Origin of the sequence: Priestia megaterium (assembly GCF_009497655.1) — a bacterium.
In the GTDB taxonomy this organism is placed as follows: domain Bacteria; phylum Bacillota; class Bacilli; order Bacillales; family Bacillaceae_H; genus Priestia; species Priestia zanthoxyli.
Window position 1 is genome coordinate 4,691,467 of record NZ_CP023317.1, and the last position, 15,927, is coordinate 4,707,393.

Consider the following 15,927-nt stretch of genomic DNA (forward strand, 5'->3'; position numbering starts at 1 on the left):
TTTTAATGTTTTTTTGAAATAACTCCGCACGCGATTCGCTTGCCAGAATTACCTGATGGCTCTGTCATTCCATCATCACCTTGTTCAGTAATTACAAGAGAGGAACCATCCATACGCTTAACGAGAGACGTCTTTCCTTCTTTTAACGTGACTTGAGGAACCATATCCGTTCCTTTATACGTCTGATCGTCTTCTACCACAATATTTTTCATATCGCCTAAATGTGGTCCTTTTGGATTTAACAGTCCGTGTTTCTTTTTATCAGGATCAAGGTGATTTCCTGCACTTTTAAAGTTAGGAGCTTTGCAAATCCCCATTTCATGAATATGTACGCCGTGTTCGCCAGGTGGAAGTCCGCTTAAATCGTACGTAAACTCAATTCCATCAGCCTGCTCTTTCAATTTGACTGTACCGATGCTATCTCCATCTGCGTTATAGACTTTGACTTCTTTATTGGATATTTCTTTTTCCATACACCCCGTTAACAAGAAAAAAGGCACGGTTCCAATGAGTAGTAGTTTTTTCATGTTGCCCTCCAATCGCATACGCACTAGCGAAAGTTTTAGATGTCTTTCCATAGATTGTCCAGCAACATATCATTTTAAACGCTTACATTTTATTTGCATTTCATTAGAGTGACTTCTTATTTTCTTGTTCTTTCAGCTTTGCTTCTAATTCCTTCGTTTTTTCTTCTTCTTTTTTAGACACCTTGATGATGAACCGCCAGACTGCAACTGCTGCTAGTACAAAAATCGCCATTGTAGCAAAAGCAGGAATATATTCTGTTTTATCTTCCGGAAAATAAAGCAAAAACATTAAATACATCATGTACAACATCCTTTCATAGAAACGGTAGTAGGTTTTGATTTATACTGTTTATAACAAACACTTTACTTAAAGGAGATCTGGCAATATGACATTTACAATTGGTCAAACCGTTACAGCACTTTATAAAACCGGGAAATACATCGGTGAAATTACACAAGTTCGAGATCTGCATTATGTTGTACGAATTCAAGCTGTGTTGAAGCATCCAGAACAAGGTGACTTACATAATCCTGGACAAGTGGACGTACCTTTTTTTCACGAGCGAAAAGCACTTGCGTTTCGAGAGCAGGCCAACATTCCTCAAAAAATGGTTCATCTCTATGAAGACAGCGTTCCTGATTATAAGCATTCACTAAAAAAAGCCCTTGAATTAAAGATAGCTGAACAACAAGCCAAAGATAGCGCTTTTGCTCAAGCAAGTATTGCCTGTTTAGAAGAGTTAAAAAAAGAGTACGGTATTCATTAAACAAAAAGCCAAATTCACATAGAAGTGATTTGGCTTTTATAATGCAAATTTATTTAATACTTTTGAAAAATCGATTCGATCTCCTATGGTCGTCGGCTCCGGTTTTTGAAGGTACCGCTTATCTTTTTCTACAAGCTTAAAGATGTTGAGTGTCGTCATCGCATCATCAAGCGCGCAGTGGTGCTTTCCAGTTCCTTCTTTACCATACTCTTGCACAGCTTTCCAAAGGCCGGTTTGATTTTGATCTCCAAAAAAGCGCTTATACTCCATCGAAAGATCAATTTCTTTACCTGTAAAAGGAAACGGCACCTTATTTTTTTGACAGCACTGCCTTAATACTTTCATATCCATGTTTCCCCATGTAATAATCGTGCTGTTTTTATACATGCCCAGTCGCTGTACAAGCTGCTCTAGCGTAATTCCTTCATTTACTTGATTTTGTTCGATATGGAGAAATGATTTACAGCGCTCAGTTAATTTTGTGAAGTGTGTAGGCTGTACGTAAGAGGAGAAACGATCAATGATTTCTTGATTTTTAACAAACACCAAACCAACTTCAATGATTTCCGGAAAAAAGCCTTTTGGAAAACCTTTATACTCTGGCATTGTAAATTCAAAATCAATGAATAAATACTGAGAGTTCTTATCCAATATTATCACCCCTTTGTAAAATAAACCGCCCTACTATATTAATGCTATTATAGCACGATTGAACAATCGGAAGGTCTATTTTCTGTTCTTATTTTTAATATTATGAATATTCTAGTTGCTGAATAAAAAGAATACTTTACTACTACTATATTCTAGAGCATGTCTCTATGCGCAGGGTAACTGTCACGAATAGACATAATTTCGCTTCTTTTTTTTACCTATTTTTTCACTTTTTTATGTATCCGCTCTTCCAAATTCTCTTTAAGCTCTCACATCAGTGTGTGAGGTGCTCCTCCTGACTTCAAAAGCATACCTCACACCTTTTAGACTAAGCCTTTCTTATATTTAAGCTTTAGGCAGAATAGCAAGCGTGCACCGGGATATACAGATTAAATTCTCTTCTTCATCTTGAATTTTCACTTCCCAAACCGCTGTTTTTTTTCCTTTATGTAAAGGAACGCCTATAGCTGTAACTGTTCCATCTTTTTTCCCTTTGATGTGATTAGCATTAATCTCTAAACCCACACAGATTTCTTTTTCAATATCTACACTTTTAATAGCACCTAGACTAGCCACAGTTTCGGCTAACGCCACCGATGCTCCTCCGTGCAAAAGCCCGAATGGCTGACGCGTTCGCTCATCAACAGGCATCGTCGCTTCCACTCTTTGTTCACTTGCGCTAATAATCTCAATTCCTAATGCTTCTAACAGCGTATCTTTTGTTTTCATATACATACCTCCCTTTGTATCTAGTATACAATAACGGTTTTGCTACAACATATACGAACCCTCTACATATACATAATAAAAATCCGTTTTTTAGGAGGATTCTTATATGAAACCATTTGCTCCCTTGTCTTACTACTGGCCATCGTACTACATGCCTCACCCTTATACATACAGGGTACCTAGCTTACCTGAGGCGGACATAGCGACTTTCCAGCAATCTCTTAAAGTGATTCCCTCTACCATGCAAAGCGCTACCATATTTATTCAAAGAGCTAACGCTTCGCCAGCTTTAATAAAAAAAATAAAAGCTGCTGCTCAAGAATCTAAAGTGAGTGAAGTAAAAAGACTCATTCTTTCAACAGGCGTTAAGGCCAAAATTGATGTTTTTTATACGCCAGACTATATTAAAATTACGTTTATTCATCCCGATAACCAATTTGACTGCTGTCACGTTTCGTTAAATATTAAATGGTAAAACACAAGGAAAAAAGTCTTATTTTCTTTTGAAAAAGATGTACATGTTGTTTTGTTTCGAATATTATAATATATGCCGTTTTTGGATGTAAAAACAAATTACACGATAATTGTATTTAGGAAATAAATATGATATTGTATTTGGAAATATATTTTTTCTTTAGGAGGGATGACATGATGAGACATGTTACGCTAGTAGAAATTTTCACGCATCCTATCGCTCAAAAATATTTAACACGATCTGGCGTTGCGCATGCTGTATCGGTCGCCTATCATGCGTTTCGTCTATCTGTACAGCATAATGTAAACCCTGATTTAGCTACAAAAGCAGCGCTGCTTCATGATATTGGCCACTACGAATGGTACACAAATGGTCAGTGGGATTATGAGAAGTATCGTCAAAATGATATTCACGCTATTAAAGGTGCTGAACGTGCACATAAATTACTCATTCGTTTAGGCGAGGAACCTCAGGCGGCAAAAGAAATTGCCTTAGCTATTTTACTACACACAGACTCCTATTTGCCTGAAGGAACCATTCAGCAACGCCCTCTTCAAAAAGTAGTCAAACTAGCTGATGAAGCTGATGAAGAGCCAGGCGGCAAACATCATTACCGTGAAATGGAATACAATTTGGCTGTAAAGAAAATTAAGGAGCTTGATAAGAAAGTGCTTGAACTTCTACATTCCAACCAATTTAAACAGTTAGGCTGACAGGATTAACTCCTTTCATAAGAGTTAATCCTTTTTATTATTTCTCCTCATAATTCCCTGCAAATTACTCATACTACTTATTGATTCTCATTTTTGGTTAGTTAGGAGGAAGAAGAATGTCTAAAAACGCTAGAGGTTACGTGCAGGATTCTTGTACGTCATTAAATCAGGCAAAAGCAAGCCTTGAACAAGCTCTTCAAACAGTAGAGAAAGATTCAAATCGCGAACATATTGAACAATCTCTTCAGGCTGTAGAGCAAGCATTAGGAGCTTGTGACAGCACTGCTTCTACTCTTTCTCAAGCATGAAAAAAAAGCAGCCGGTTTTGATCGGCTGCTTTTTTTTCATTAGAGACCCTCTATTTACAAGATAACTGAGGCAACCCACCCAAAAATAATGAGTGGAATGTTATAGTGAAGAAAAGTTGGTACACACGTATCCCAGATATGATCATGTTGACGATCGACTGCTAGTCCAGATGTTGGTCCAAGCGTACTGTCTGAAGCTGGTGAACCAGCGTCTCCAAGCGCTCCTGCTGTACCAACAATACAAATCGTTGCCATTGGACTCATACCAAGTTCTAAGCAAAGAGGAACAAAAATCGTCGCGATAATTGGAATGGTAGAGAAAGAAGAACCAATGCCCATTGTGACTAAAAGCCCGATGACAAGCATAAGAAATGCACCCAGCATTTGGTTTCCGCCAATAAGAGCAACAGAGCCTTTTACAAGTGCTTCTACATCTCCAGTTTCTTGAAGAACTTTTGCAAAACCAGAGGCTGACAGCATAACAAATCCGATGAAAGCCATCATTCTCATTCCGTTCGTTAATACTGGATCTGCTTCATTCCACTTCAAAGCCCCGCTGAAATAAACGACCACAATTCCTGCAAGCGCTCCGAAAATCATAGAATCTACTAAGAGCTGCACAGTTAAAGCCGCTACAATCGCAAGTAACGCTACTATAATCCCTCTTGTTGTGTAACCTGTACGCTCCTCTGCGCCTTGATCAATGTCAATGTCTTTATAACTGCGCGGCTTACGGTACGAAATAAACACAGCAAACAATAAGCCCGCTACCATTCCTAAAGCTGGAAGAGCCATCGCCGTGGTAATATCTCCTTTATCAATCGTTAATCCACTTTCTTTGATGTTAGTAAATAAAATGTCGTGATAAATCTTACCGAATCCTGCCGGCAAATACATATAAGGTGTAACCAATCCAAATGTAATAACTGTTGCGACTAATCGGCGATCTATTTTCAACTGATTAAATACTTTTAATAGCGGTGGAATTAAAAGCGGAATAAATGCAATGTGAACCGGAATAACATTTTGAGAAAAACACGAAATAATAAGGATGATCAATAAAATCAGTACTTTTGACAGTGACTTCTTTTTCGTTTCTCCTTCTTTTCCTACTATTTTCAACGCTAGCTGAACAACGGCATCAGGCAGCCCTGTCCGCGAAACAGCCATTGCAAATCCTCCAAGCAAAGCATAGCTTAATGCAACAGAAGCACTGTTTCCAAGACCATCTGTGTATATACTTACTGTATCTGTGAGGCTGATACCGCCAACAAGTCCTCCAATTAGCGCTCCGACCGCTAAAGAAAAGACAACGTTGATACGCAATAAGCTCAAAATCAGCATCACGAGCACAGCTATTAATACTGCATTCATTTTGAAACCTCCATTTTTCTTTTTACTTTATCTCATTAAAACATTAGAGAGATAAACAACATGTTCATTATATTAGGTATAGAAAAAAAGTCAATCATCTTACTAAATAAACGTTTGTTTAACTTCTCTACATCCTTAACAATATAAGGATTTTTTTAAACAATCTTTTCTTCCTAAAAAGAAAAAAATGTTATGTAAACATATTAAAAAAGAAGCATCTTCGATGCTTCTTTTTACGTTTCTTTCTATCACTGCTATGTTCTTTTTATTAATTGGCTTCAAATGAACAAACCATCGCAGCTAGTGTTCGCACCATCACGCCTGTTGCACCTGAAGGTCCTAACTCATGAGAAGCAGCGGATGTTGCAGTTCCAGCAATATCCAAGTGAACCCATGGTGTTTGCTCTGCAAACTCACCAATAAAGGTTCCTGCCATAATTGCGTGCCCCTCCCGTCCAGGAGAGTTATTTAAATCTGCTACCTTACTTCCCCGAACACGCTTTTTGTCTCGTTCTGTAATAGGCAGCTCCCAAATCGGTTCGCCTGTCTCAATGCTCGCTTTCGCTATTTGCTGCAATAAAGCAGAATCATTCGTCATTGCCCCAGTTGTGTGTGTACCAAGAGCTACAATTACACCACCCGTTAATGTCGCCACGTCTACTAAATAATTTGCTCCATGATGCTTGGCATATGAAATACCATCAGCTAGTGCTAAACGCCCTTCAGCATCTGTGTTCAGCACTTCTATTGTCTTTCCATTCATTGCTGTAATAACATCATCTGGTTTAAAGGCACGCGCGCTAATAACGTTGTCAGTTGATGGAATGACCGCTACTACGTTTTGATGAGGTTTTAATTCTCCAATCGCTTCCATTGCACCAAGAACAGATGCAGCTCCACCCATATCTGTTTTCATGCCTACAATCCCGTCTTTAGATTTGATAGAGTAACCACCTGTGTCAAAGGTAATCCCTTTTCCTACCAACCCAATAACGTCTTCCCATTTTTCTTTACCTTGATATTTCAGCACAATCATTTTAGGAGGCTCTGCGGAACCTTGATTGACTGCGAGCAACGCGCCCATTCCTAGCGTTTCCATCTCTTCTTTTTCTAAAATTTCATATTCAAAACCATATGTATGTGCCATTTCTACTGCATAATTAGCTAAATCTGTAGCCGTTAGCATATTGCTTGGTAAGTTAACGAGGGTGCGGGCTGAGTTTGTTGCTTTCCCGTACGTATATCCAACCAACGCAGATTGTAAAACGTCTTTATAACAAGAAAACAGTTCAATTTTCTCAAGCTGCTTGTCAGGCTCATTTGATTTCTTTTTGTAGTTTTCAAACTCATACATAGCAAGCTGTTGAGCTTCTCCTAGTAAAGCTGCAGTTTCTTGCTCTGACCACTCTCCTGTATCAAATGTAGGAAGGACGACCGATGCGTTTGAAATTTTTGCTTCTTTTAACTTTTTAAATAAAAGGCCAAAGCTTTCTTTGAGCCCATTTTTAGTTAACGCTTGCTTTCGTCCGAGCCCTACAAAATAAAGACGTTTTGCTCCTAATTTTCCTAGTGTATGAATCGTTGATATCCGCTTTTCCTGTACGCGAATATCTCCTTCCTTAATCAAATGAATGAGCTGTCCACCTAAAGCATCATCAATTTCTTTTAGAAAGCCTTCAAACTGTTGATTTTGATTAAATAACCCGATTACGAGCGCTTCTGTTTGATGATCAACACCATATGTTTCTACGTGCGAAAACATAAAATTCCTCCCTTTTACGTATAGATATTTTATTTTTATTTATCATCTGCTTTGTTTAATCTATTCAGCAAGTGGAATATATATCATATTCACCACTGTTTTCATCTATATACATATGATAGCAGAAATACAATTTTTAATCACAGTTCAAAAACCTTAGTTTCACACATATACTTTCATCTACCACTGTTTTCATCATACGGATTTATCTTTTTAGACATTTTAAGTTGAGGGAGGACATCTCAATGGAGTTATTCTCAAATTTTCCACTTTGGAGTTCATTAATCGCTATTTTCTTTGCTCAATTTATTAAGATTCCCCTTTCTTTTGTAGCTACTAAAAAAATAGACGGCAGCTTATTTTTTAGTACGGGGGGCATGCCAAGCTCTCACTCCGCAGCCGTAACTTCCTTAGCAACTGCCATTGGGCTAGCAGAAGGTCTTAAATCCCCTATTTTTGCTCTATCCGCTATTTTTGCCATCATTGTCATGTTTGATGCTAAAGGAGTAAGAAGACACGCAGGAGAGCAAGCAACAGTTTTAAATCGTTTGGTTGAAGACTTTCAGCGCGCAGTAAAAGAGGCAAAGCTGTGGACGACCAATGAAGAGGACGAAAAACAAGTGAAGCTAAAAGAACTGCTTGGGCATAAGCCTATTGAAGTTTTCTTTGGAGCCTTAACAGGAATAGCAGTTGCTTTTGTAACGTATTATGTATGGCCATAAAACATAAGAAAACACATGAAGAATGCTTCATGTGTTTCTCGTTTATTTCACCTGCTGACGAAAAACTTGCATCGATTTCTTTTCATTCAGCATTGTTAACTCTTCTTCAGTTAAACGGCCGTCTCCTGATTTGACTACATAGACGTTTAATTCTTTCTTACCCCATATGTTATACACATCAGAAACAGTTTCAAAGTATAAATCAAGATGATTGCCTTTAATAGCCCCACCTTTATCTGCTACCACTCCGTACCCATAGCCCGGAATGAACAAGATCGTGCCGATTGGAAATATGGTTAAATCAGCAGCGATGGTTGAATACAAGTCACGTTTTACTTTAACGCCCGAATATGTAATACCATACCCTGGATGATTGGGATTTTTCCCAGTTGATTCGTAACCAGCTGTGTAACCCGTAGCCAATACATTCTTAGTTGGATAACGCGACCAATCAAATGCTTCTTCAATTGTCAGACGCTCTCTGTCATTGCTAGCTGCTTCAACTCTTAGTGGTTTTAGAAATGATGGTAAGAGCCTTTCATTCATTAGAGGATGCCCTGTACTGTTTATAAAAGGCATATATTTGATGACCGTGTTTATTGGGACGCCAGTAATTGCTTCATATGTTGTAAACAGCGCTCCGACCAGTAGTAGGCACATAATGAATCGCTTTGCTATTTTTCCAATCATTGTGATTTCCACAACTCCTCTCACGAATCTATTTGTTTCCAACATAAAAACAAATTATTCGTTCGCGAGAAGAATTTACATTCAAAACATTTGGTACCCTCTTGTTCGTAAAGATTTAATGGTAATACCTGAAGTTAGTGCACCTATAAAACCAGCCATTAAAATCGCAATGTCAGCTGTGGCTAAAGATAGCACTTTTGTACCTAGCTGCTGAAAGGAGTGAGCGGGATGTTGAATGTAATCAACCGCTCTTACATCATCAATAATAAGAATAAAAATTACGGGATAAATAATGGCCATAATCCAAGACATGCGAAGCAGCATATTCAACAAGAAACCGATTCCAAAAAACAACACAAAAAACAACAAGATGGAGATAATTAGGACAGGCACACTCATTTCCATTGCTTTTCGCCTCCGTTACTCTTTATACTCTCAGTTTACTTAAGAGTAATCAAGGCGTCAATCACAGAAAAGTAAGTTAATACCAAAAAAAGCAAAAGGTTTGAAGACCTTTTGCTTTTTGTTTTAAAAGAAATTAAATTTTCCCTTTTTCAATACAAGACCTGCTCCGCCTTGAAGGAAAAGCGAGCGATTATCAACAACTTTTTTCATAAAAGATGCGCTTGAACCAAATAGTTTTCGACCGTATACAACGCCAATTGCGTCATCATGCCCTAACGAACATACCGTTCCTTTAATATCTGGTTTGAACTCGCTTAATTCTTTTTGCCCTTTCATCAAACGGCTAATATTTTCAGCGCAGGTACCGCCTTGTTGCATAGCGATTTGAGCTGTTGGCGGATAAGGACGTTCTGTTTCTGGGTTAATCATTAGTGAACAATCTCCAATAACAAACACATCTTCATGCCCTGGTGCCAGCAAGCTATTGCTTACTTTTACACGTCCGCGCATGTTCTCAAATCCAGCTTTTTCAATTAAATGACTGCCTCGAACACCTGCAGCCCATACAACTGTTGCTGATTTGATTTCTTCCACTTGGTCATCTTTTGATACAATAATTCCTTCTTCTGTACACTCTTTAATCGCTGTTCCAATCTTGAACTCGATTCCTTTTCGTTCTAGCTGTGTTACCGCATATTCTACAAGTTCCGGATCAAAACCTGGCAAGGCCGTAGGCGCTGCTTCTACACAAATAACGCGTACTTTTTCACGCGGGATATCAAACTCTTTGCAAAGCTGAGGGACTCGATTTGCTAATTCTCCCACAAATTCAATGCCGGTAAAGCCAGCACCTCCAACAATGATTGTCAGAAGTTCGTCTCTTTTTTCCACTTCATTGTTGTACGTCGCAAACACATAATCAATATGCTCACGAATTTGACGTGCTGCATTAATGCTCGTAATGGTAAATGCATGTTCTTTTAAACCTTTAATTCCGAAAGTTTCTGCTTCGTACCCTAAAGCAACAACTAAATAATCGTACGTTAGCTCACTGTTTTCAAGAAGAACACGCTTTTCATCTAACTTAATATCTACGACCGTGTCTTTAATAAATGTAACCTTATTCGTGTTAATTAAATTTTTAACAGGAACACGAGAGCGATCTTGATGAATTGTACCTGCCGATACTTCATGAAGCCATGTCGTTTCGTAATGGTAATCGTTTTTATTTACCAAAACAATTTCCGCATCACTAGCACCCAGTTTCTTTTGTAAATTAACAATTGTCATAATGCCGCCATACCCGGCACCCAAAATGACGATTTTAGGCTTTTTCATAGGAATGTCATCCACCTTTTTTAGTTATAGTCACAAGTATGTCTTACAAATATAATGATAAGAGCAATTTTATTTGGTTTGCTTTTTTATGTTAGTTTGAGCAAGAACGATCATCGCTATCCATTTATTATTCATATAAGAAAAATAATGTGAATCACTTCACGTTCTTTTTTAAAAAAATACATTTTTTCTTTTTCAAAAAAATGTAAGCATAAGTCCTAGCTTGATTTACACAAACATCTTATGCTTTTTTCATCGGTTTTTCAACCCTTCACTTTGTATTTACAAGCTTTTAAATTTTCAATTACTTTCCTGTATACCCAGTTTTATATTTGACCAAAACGTGTGGTTATGTTAATGATTGCAAATACTGATCTTTAAGCTGAGAAAGTTTCTCAAACATTCCAGCGTGTTTTAATGATATTTTATAATTTACTATGCTATCATAAAGTAGAATATGCATTGGCACAGAACAATCTAGAGGTGATTATAAATGAAAGAAGATAAACAAGTATACGATATTACCATCATCGGAGGCGGCCCTACAGGCTTATTTACAGCATTTTATGGCGGTATGCGTCAGGCGAGCGTAAAAATTATTGAAAGCTTACCACAGCTCGGTGGACAGCTTTCTGCTTTATATCCTGAAAAATATATTTATGACGTAGCTGGGTTTCCAAAAGTACGTGCTCAAGAATTAGTCAATAACCTAAAAGAGCAAATGGATCAATTTAAACCTGCAGTTGCACTAGAGCAAGCAGTAGAAAAGGTAGAAAAACAAGCGGACGGTGTATTCCGATTAACTACTAATTCTGAAGTCCACTATTCAAAAACAATTATTATTACGGCTGGAAACGGTGCATTTAAGCCCCGTAAAATTGAGCTAGAAAACGCAGAACAGTTTGAGCAAACGAACCTTCATTATTTTGTGGATGATATGAATAAATTCAAAGGCCGCAAAGTATTAGTATGCGGGGGTGGGGATTCGGCTGTAGACTGGTCTCTTATGTTAGAGCCGATCGCAGAAAAAGTAACGTTAACGCATCGCCGAGACAAGTTCCGCGCTCATGAACATAGCGTAGAAAACTTGCATAATTCATCAGTTGATATTAAAACACCATATGTACCGGTTGAATTTATTGGAGATGACCGTATTACACAAGTTGTGTTAGAAAATACAAAAGGTGAAGAAAAGACAGTAGTAGACGTAGATGATGTTATTGTAAACTTTGGATTTGTTTCTTCTCTAGGTCCAATTAAAGAATGGGACTTAGATTTAGAGAAAAATGCAATTGTTGTTAATTCAAAGCAAGAAACAAATATTCCTGGCATCTATGCAGCAGGTGATGTCTGCACATATGATGGAAAAGTAAAACTCATCGTGGCAGGATTTGGCGAAGGTCCGACTGCCGTTAATAACGCTAAAGCATACATTGACCCAAAGGCTCGCTTACAGCCTATGCACAGTACGTCAATGTTCTCATAAAAAAGCAGGCTCTCGCCTGCTTTTTTTCATTGCTGGATTGGTGTAACCATTCGATGAATGATTTCACTCATCATTTCTGCATCACTGCTTATTAAACAGATTTCATAAAAGGAATGGTTTCCTTCTTGACTAGTTACGCTCATTCTGTAGGCCTTCAAGCCTTCGAGCTTGCTTAAATATTTTACTACCTCTGATTGACCGACAATACGTTCAACCAGCAGAATATGCTCTCCTTCCATTGCTCCATAGCTTTCGGCCAGAGATGCATTAGCATTTTCATAATAGCGAATGTAAGGTTCAGAATGGTTAAGAGGCGCAGAGGACGAGTTTTGATGACAGACTTCACCTGAGGAAAAAGGCAAATGTTGAACAAATAAATGCGATTCACTGAAGTGAATACTTTTTGCATCCTTAGACTCCATTTTCCTATTTTCAAGTTTTAACCAGTTTATAAACCCCTTCCATAGAATAGGCAGGGTATTTTTTTTACGAAAACTTCCATAACCTCCTACTTGTTCCGCGTCGTAACGAGTCGCATCTATCAAATCCGTTCATCTCCTCTTTTTTATTGAGTATAAAAAAGACTGATTATTTGGTCAATAAGTTTGGTAGATGATGTAACATACAAAAATTTCTCACTAAAAAAGCTTTCTTCACCAGATGAGGTGAAGAAAGCTTTTTTATAAAAATATACTTAGCACTCTTCAGGAGCACCTGCGTTGCTTGCTGTACGGAAAGAAGAGCCGCAGCCGCATGCTGCAATGGCGTTCGGGTTATCAATTGTAAACCCTCCGCCTAGCATAGATTGCTTGTAATCAATTTTTACATCTTTTAAAATTGGAGCACTTTCGCTATCTACAAGAATCTTAATGCCATGTTGTTCAAACAGCGTATCGTTTTCATTTACTTCGTGTGCAAAACCCATGCCGTAAGAAAGACCTGAGCAGCCTCCTCCATTCACAGTAACACGTAAATAAGCATTTTCTTCTTCATGTTCTTTCATCATATCTTTTATTTGAAAGCTTGCAGCTTCTGTAATTGTTAGGATATCTTGACTCATTTTTAAACAGACCTCCTTTTTTGTTTAGTATACGACGAAATGTCTGTGACGACAAATCGTCTGCTTCTTCATTTTTAATAATAATACATGCCGTCGCAAATCACATTGGCTGGACCTGTCATTAACACATTGCCTTTATTTTGCCAAACAATCGTTAAATCTCCTCCAGCGAGGTGTACAACAGTAGGCACATCTTTTTTCGTCTTCTCATTTAACACAGAAGAAACAACAGCAGCGCATGCTCCTGTCCCGCATGCTTGAGTGATACCCGAACCTCTTTCCCATACGCGAAAGTTCAGCTCTCTTTCGTTCACTACCTCGACAAATTCAACGTTCACTCCTTCTGGAAAACGCGCATCTTTTTCAACTACCGGACCTAGTGTAGTAAGAGGCGCTTGTTCAATATCATTTACATAAAAGACGACGTGAGGATTTCCCATTGATACAGCCGTCCCTTTTAACCGTTCTTTTCCAAATTCCATCTCTTCATCAACAACTTGGTATTGGCTTGCTCCCGTCATTGGAATTTGTTCTCTAGCTAAAATAGGCTCTCCCATATCGATTGTTACTTCTGGAACTTCATTTCCCTGCGGATGCACCGTTGCTTCTACAACTCCAGAAAGCGTTTCGATAAAAAATCTTTCGCTTGTTACTAAATTATGTTCGTATGCATATTTAGCTACACATCTTAAACCGTTTCCGCAGTTTTTTGCTTCCGAGCCGTCATTATTAAATACGCGCATTTTCACATCTGCGCGTTCAGATGGACAAATAAGAATCATTCCATCCGATCCGATTCCCGTATAAACATTTGAGACTTTTACAGCAAGCGGTGCTAACTCTTGCTCTTCTATATGTTCTTCAAACATATTTACGTAGATATAGTTGTTGCCAAGTGCATGCATTTTTGTAAACTGAAATTTTTTCATATTATCACCCATTATTTTTTTATGTAGCTCTAGTATAAAGTGATTCTCTTTTGTACACAATAATATCATCCCCCGTTTTTTTAGCTCCTTAATCATAAAGATTAAGGGGTTTTTTTATTTTGTTCTCCTTTAGAGTATTAAAAAACAAAAGAAGCTTTATGATTACAAAAAGGATGGTTAAAGCGCATATATTTGCGCAAAAACGCATAAAAAAGCACGGCAAGACTAGCCATGCTTACATCATCTATTCTATTAGCCTCATGTCCCTCTCCTGCTAAAAAGAGATACGACAGCGGGGATAGTTTAAAACATTGGGTTTTCTTCTAAATGAATGTAGATATTATCTACTAACTGTTCAGGTGTTTCCGCCGTAACAATCTCTCCATTTACCAAGGCAAATAAAGATTGTGAACATTTCCCGCAATAACCTAAACATCCGTATTCAATAATATCTAGATTTGGATCTTTTTCAAGCTTTTCTAAAGCTGCTTGAGAACCGCTGGCTAAATTGCTAACGCAAAATTCAATAATTGGCTGTATCACGTTTTTTCACCTCTCTACTATTAGTTTATCCTATCTCCTTTCATTTTCAACGTCAACTTTAGAAATTCACGTTCATTTCGCGCGCGTTTTTTAGCTTTATAGACTTTTTTCAAAAACGCATAAATAAGCTTTATTACGTGGATAGCTTGAAATTATGTTGAAACATATTGTGGTTTTTTATTAATTTAGTTATACTTTTATGTATAGAAAACCAAACGAGGTTATATTAAATTATTATTTAAGTAAAATATGTTATCTTATATAGCCTTTCATATCTTTTTGGCAACCATCCTTATTAACGGTAATTTGTACCCTCCTATTCTTAAAAGCAAGAATAATAGAGAGAAAACAAAAATGCATGAAGCTAAAGGGGAAATTCACATGAAGAACCTTGTCATACTGGGCGGCGGATACGGTGGTATGCGCATTTTGCAGCGCCTTTTTCCGAATCAATTGCCTAACGATGTAGAAGTAACGCTTATTGACAAAGCACCTTATCACTCACTAAAAACTGAATTCTATGCACTTGCAGCTGGAACAATCTCTGATCAACATGTCCGTGTTGCTTTTCCTGAACACCCTCGCTTAAAAATCCGCTACGGCTGTGTAAAACGAATAGACCTGAAAGAGAAATGCGTCTATGTGGATGATCAAATGATCGCTTACGATGACCTGATTGTAGGACTCGGATGCGAAGATAAATATCATGGAGTTCCCGGAGCTCTTGAGCATACATACAGCATTCAATCCATTGATGCTTCACGAGCAACTTATCAGACATTAAACAACTTACCGGCCCACGCTACTGTTTCAATTGTCGGAGCTGGATTAAGCGGAGTAGAACTGGCAAGTGAGCTAAGAGAAAGCCGCCCGGATTTAAAAATCATCTTATTTGACCGCGGTAAATTAATTTTATCTGCTTTCCCAGAACGTTTAAGCAATTACGTTCAAACTTGGTTTACTTCAAACGGTGTCGAAATTGTAAATAGTGCTAATATTACAAAAGTAGAACCGAACATTCTTTATAATCATGATGAGCCCGTTCAAAGCGATGCAATCGTGTGGACAGCAGGCATTCAGCCAAATAAAGTGGTACGCGATTTAGACGTGGAAAAAGATCCTCAAGGACGCGTCGTATTGACAAAATACCATAACTTGCCTGACGATGAAAATGTCTACATTTTGGGTGACTGTGCAAGCCTACCGCACGCCCCAAGTGCTCAGCTTGCAGAAGGTCAGGCTGAACAAATTGTGCAAGTGCTTCTTCACCGCTGGAAAGACGAAGCGCTTCCTGATGAATTGCCAACTATTAAATTAAAAGGCATACTTGGTTCATTAGGCAAAAAGCATGGGTTTGGCTTAGTTGCCGAACGTCCGATTACAGGACGCGTAGCTCGATTATTGAAATCAGGTATTCTTTGGATGTATAAACACCACAGTGGATAAAA

Annotated in this window: 20 protein-coding genes; 7 read left to right on the top strand and 13 right to left on the bottom strand. The window is 38.1% G+C overall.

Translation table 11 applies throughout. The features are described from left to right. Positions 1-2: 2 nt before the first annotated feature. Both CEQ83_RS24070 and CEQ83_RS24075 read right to left on the bottom strand, forming a co-directional pair. Positions 3-527: a superoxide dismutase family protein gene (locus CEQ83_RS24070; RefSeq protein WP_033580466.1), complete on the bottom strand. Its 525-nt coding sequence runs from the start codon at positions 525-527 to the stop codon at positions 3-5. Positions 528-630: 103 nt separating this feature from the next. Next, entirely contained in the window at positions 631-828 is a 198-nt protein-coding gene (locus CEQ83_RS24075) for a hypothetical protein (protein WP_033580465.1), read from the bottom strand. A gap of 85 nt (positions 829-913) precedes the next feature. Between CEQ83_RS24075 and CEQ83_RS24080 the strand changes: the two genes are divergently transcribed. Further along, complete coding sequence (locus tag CEQ83_RS24080; protein WP_034264171.1) at positions 914-1,294, top strand: kinase-associated lipoprotein KapB; 381 nt, start codon at positions 914-916, stop codon at positions 1,292-1,294. 36 nt (positions 1,295-1,330) lie between these two features. On the opposite strand, the gene kapD is transcribed toward CEQ83_RS24080, so the two are convergent. Together kapD and CEQ83_RS24090 are read right to left on the bottom strand one after the other, a co-directional pair. Then, positions 1,331-1,945 carry a 3'-5' exonuclease KapD gene (kapD, locus tag CEQ83_RS24085; protein ID WP_013085312.1) on the bottom strand — a complete coding sequence of 205 codons (615 nt, stop codon included), beginning with the start codon at positions 1,943-1,945 and terminating at the stop codon, positions 1,331-1,333. A gap of 345 nt (positions 1,946-2,290) precedes the next feature. Next, a complete protein-coding gene (locus CEQ83_RS24090) occupies positions 2,291-2,674 on the bottom strand; it encodes a hotdog fold thioesterase (RefSeq protein ID WP_033580463.1) in 384 nt (127 codons plus the stop codon). A 106-nt stretch (positions 2,675-2,780) separates the two neighbouring features. On the opposite strand from CEQ83_RS24090, the gene CEQ83_RS24095 reads away from it, so the two are divergent. The 3 genes from CEQ83_RS24095 to CEQ83_RS24105 all read left to right on the top strand — a co-directional run bounded on the left by CEQ83_RS24095 (position 2,781) and on the right by CEQ83_RS24105 (position 4,170). After that, positions 2,781-3,149: a YuzC family spore coat inner layer protein gene (locus CEQ83_RS24095; protein WP_098627019.1), complete on the top strand. Its 369-nt coding sequence runs from the start codon at positions 2,781-2,783 to the stop codon at positions 3,147-3,149. 176 nt (positions 3,150-3,325) lie between these two features. After that, on the top strand, positions 3,326-3,862 hold the full coding sequence (locus CEQ83_RS24100; RefSeq protein ID WP_013059610.1) for an HD domain-containing protein: 537 nt from the start codon (positions 3,326-3,328) through the stop codon (positions 3,860-3,862). A 116-nt stretch (positions 3,863-3,978) separates the two neighbouring features. After that, positions 3,979-4,170 carry a hypothetical protein gene (locus tag CEQ83_RS24105; RefSeq protein ID WP_033580461.1) on the top strand — a complete coding sequence of 64 codons (192 nt, stop codon included), beginning with the start codon at positions 3,979-3,981 and terminating at the stop codon, positions 4,168-4,170. A gap of 54 nt (positions 4,171-4,224) precedes the next feature. On the opposite strand, the gene CEQ83_RS24110 is transcribed toward CEQ83_RS24105, so the two are convergent. Together CEQ83_RS24110 and CEQ83_RS24115 are read right to left on the bottom strand one after the other, a co-directional pair. After that, a complete protein-coding gene (locus CEQ83_RS24110; protein WP_033580460.1) occupies positions 4,225-5,544 on the bottom strand; it encodes a Na+/H+ antiporter family protein in 1,320 nt (439 codons plus the stop codon). A 268-nt stretch (positions 5,545-5,812) separates the two neighbouring features. Then, positions 5,813-7,306 carry a leucyl aminopeptidase gene (locus CEQ83_RS24115; RefSeq protein ID WP_033580459.1) on the bottom strand — a complete coding sequence of 498 codons (1,494 nt, stop codon included), beginning with the start codon at positions 7,304-7,306 and terminating at the stop codon, positions 5,813-5,815. Positions 7,307-7,551: 245 nt separating this feature from the next. Here CEQ83_RS24115 and CEQ83_RS24120 point away from each other — a divergent pair, with 245 nt between their 5' ends. Continuing rightward, a complete protein-coding gene (locus CEQ83_RS24120; protein WP_013085319.1) occupies positions 7,552-8,028 on the top strand; it encodes a divergent PAP2 family protein in 477 nt (158 codons plus the stop codon). 42 nt (positions 8,029-8,070) lie between these two features. On the opposite strand, the gene CEQ83_RS24125 is transcribed toward CEQ83_RS24120, so the two are convergent. From CEQ83_RS24125 to CEQ83_RS24135, 3 genes are all read right to left on the bottom strand, one after another. Beyond that, entirely contained in the window at positions 8,071-8,718 is a 648-nt protein-coding gene (locus CEQ83_RS24125; protein ID WP_033580458.1) for a 3D domain-containing protein, read from the bottom strand. Positions 8,719-8,799: 81 nt separating this feature from the next. After that, positions 8,800-9,123, bottom strand: coding sequence for a YuiB family protein (locus CEQ83_RS24130; protein WP_155017524.1), 324 nt, complete (start codon positions 9,121-9,123; stop codon positions 8,800-8,802). A 123-nt stretch (positions 9,124-9,246) separates the two neighbouring features. Then, positions 9,247-10,461, bottom strand: coding sequence for an NAD(P)/FAD-dependent oxidoreductase (locus CEQ83_RS24135; protein WP_033580456.1), 1,215 nt, complete (start codon positions 10,459-10,461; stop codon positions 9,247-9,249). A 493-nt stretch (positions 10,462-10,954) separates the two neighbouring features. Between CEQ83_RS24135 and CEQ83_RS24140 the strand changes: the two genes are divergently transcribed. After that, positions 10,955-11,947 (top strand): NAD(P)/FAD-dependent oxidoreductase, encoded by a 993-nt coding sequence (locus CEQ83_RS24140; RefSeq protein ID WP_013059618.1) that lies wholly within the window; start codon positions 10,955-10,957, stop codon positions 11,945-11,947. Between the two features lie 26 nt (positions 11,948-11,973). On the opposite strand, the gene CEQ83_RS24145 is transcribed toward CEQ83_RS24140, so the two are convergent. From CEQ83_RS24145 to CEQ83_RS24160, 4 genes are all read right to left on the bottom strand, one after another. Further along, positions 11,974-12,492, bottom strand: a complete 519-nt coding sequence (locus tag CEQ83_RS24145) for a hypothetical protein (protein ID WP_155017525.1) — start codon at positions 12,490-12,492, stop codon at positions 11,974-11,976. A 149-nt stretch (positions 12,493-12,641) separates the two neighbouring features. Next, positions 12,642-13,007 carry a HesB/IscA family protein gene (locus tag CEQ83_RS24150; protein ID WP_025752687.1) on the bottom strand — a complete coding sequence of 122 codons (366 nt, stop codon included), beginning with the start codon at positions 13,005-13,007 and terminating at the stop codon, positions 12,642-12,644. Between the two features lie 74 nt (positions 13,008-13,081). Continuing rightward, entirely contained in the window at positions 13,082-13,936 is an 855-nt protein-coding gene (gene dapF / locus CEQ83_RS24155; RefSeq protein WP_063248452.1) for a diaminopimelate epimerase, read from the bottom strand. A 303-nt stretch (positions 13,937-14,239) separates the two neighbouring features. After that, entirely contained in the window at positions 14,240-14,479 is a 240-nt protein-coding gene (locus tag CEQ83_RS24160) for a YuzB family protein (RefSeq protein ID WP_033580454.1), read from the bottom strand. Between the two features lie 381 nt (positions 14,480-14,860). On the opposite strand from CEQ83_RS24160, the gene CEQ83_RS24165 reads away from it, so the two are divergent. Further along, positions 14,861-15,925, top strand: coding sequence for an NAD(P)/FAD-dependent oxidoreductase (locus tag CEQ83_RS24165; RefSeq protein WP_155017526.1), 1,065 nt, complete (start codon positions 14,861-14,863; stop codon positions 15,923-15,925). Positions 15,926-15,927: the final 2 nt, after the last annotated feature.

What these genes read in the sequence shown, in the direction of transcription:
- CEQ83_RS24070 (WP_033580466.1), bottom strand. Translation starts at nt 527, where the DNA reads ATGAAAAAACTACTACTCATTGGAACCGTGCCTTTTTTCTTGTTAACG.
- CEQ83_RS24075 (WP_033580465.1), bottom strand. Translation starts at nt 828, where the DNA reads ATGATGTATTTAATGTTTTTGCTTTATTTTCCGGAAGATAAAACAGAA.
- CEQ83_RS24080 (WP_034264171.1), top strand. Translation starts at nt 914, where the DNA reads ATGACATTTACAATTGGTCAAACCGTTACAGCACTTTATAAAACCGGG.
- CEQ83_RS24090 (WP_033580463.1), bottom strand. Translation starts at nt 2,674, where the DNA reads ATGAAAACAAAAGATACGCTGTTAGAAGCATTAGGAATTGAGATTATT.
- CEQ83_RS24095 (WP_098627019.1), top strand. Translation starts at nt 2,781, where the DNA reads ATGAAACCATTTGCTCCCTTGTCTTACTACTGGCCATCGTACTACATG.
- CEQ83_RS24100 (WP_013059610.1), top strand. Translation starts at nt 3,326, where the DNA reads ATGAGACATGTTACGCTAGTAGAAATTTTCACGCATCCTATCGCTCAA.
- CEQ83_RS24105 (WP_033580461.1), top strand. Translation starts at nt 3,979, where the DNA reads ATGTCTAAAAACGCTAGAGGTTACGTGCAGGATTCTTGTACGTCATTA.
- CEQ83_RS24110 (WP_033580460.1), bottom strand. Translation starts at nt 5,544, where the DNA reads ATGAATGCAGTATTAATAGCTGTGCTCGTGATGCTGATTTTGAGCTTA.
- CEQ83_RS24115 (WP_033580459.1), bottom strand. Translation starts at nt 7,306, where the DNA reads ATGTTTTCGCACGTAGAAACATATGGTGTTGATCATCAAACAGAAGCG.
- CEQ83_RS24120 (WP_013085319.1), top strand. Translation starts at nt 7,552, where the DNA reads ATGGAGTTATTCTCAAATTTTCCACTTTGGAGTTCATTAATCGCTATT.
- CEQ83_RS24125 (WP_033580458.1), bottom strand. Translation starts at nt 8,718, where the DNA reads ATGATTGGAAAAATAGCAAAGCGATTCATTATGTGCCTACTACTGGTC.
- CEQ83_RS24130 (WP_155017524.1), bottom strand. Translation starts at nt 9,123, where the DNA reads ATGGAAATGAGTGTGCCTGTCCTAATTATCTCCATCTTGTTGTTTTTT.
- CEQ83_RS24135 (WP_033580456.1), bottom strand. Translation starts at nt 10,461, where the DNA reads ATGAAAAAGCCTAAAATCGTCATTTTGGGTGCCGGGTATGGCGGCATT.
- CEQ83_RS24140 (WP_013059618.1), top strand. Translation starts at nt 10,955, where the DNA reads ATGAAAGAAGATAAACAAGTATACGATATTACCATCATCGGAGGCGGC.
- CEQ83_RS24150 (WP_025752687.1), bottom strand. Translation starts at nt 13,007, where the DNA reads ATGAGTCAAGATATCCTAACAATTACAGAAGCTGCAAGCTTTCAAATA.
- dapF (WP_063248452.1), bottom strand. Translation starts at nt 13,936, where the DNA reads ATGAAAAAATTTCAGTTTACAAAAATGCATGCACTTGGCAACAACTAT.
- CEQ83_RS24165 (WP_155017526.1), top strand. Translation starts at nt 14,861, where the DNA reads ATGAAGAACCTTGTCATACTGGGCGGCGGATACGGTGGTATGCGCATT.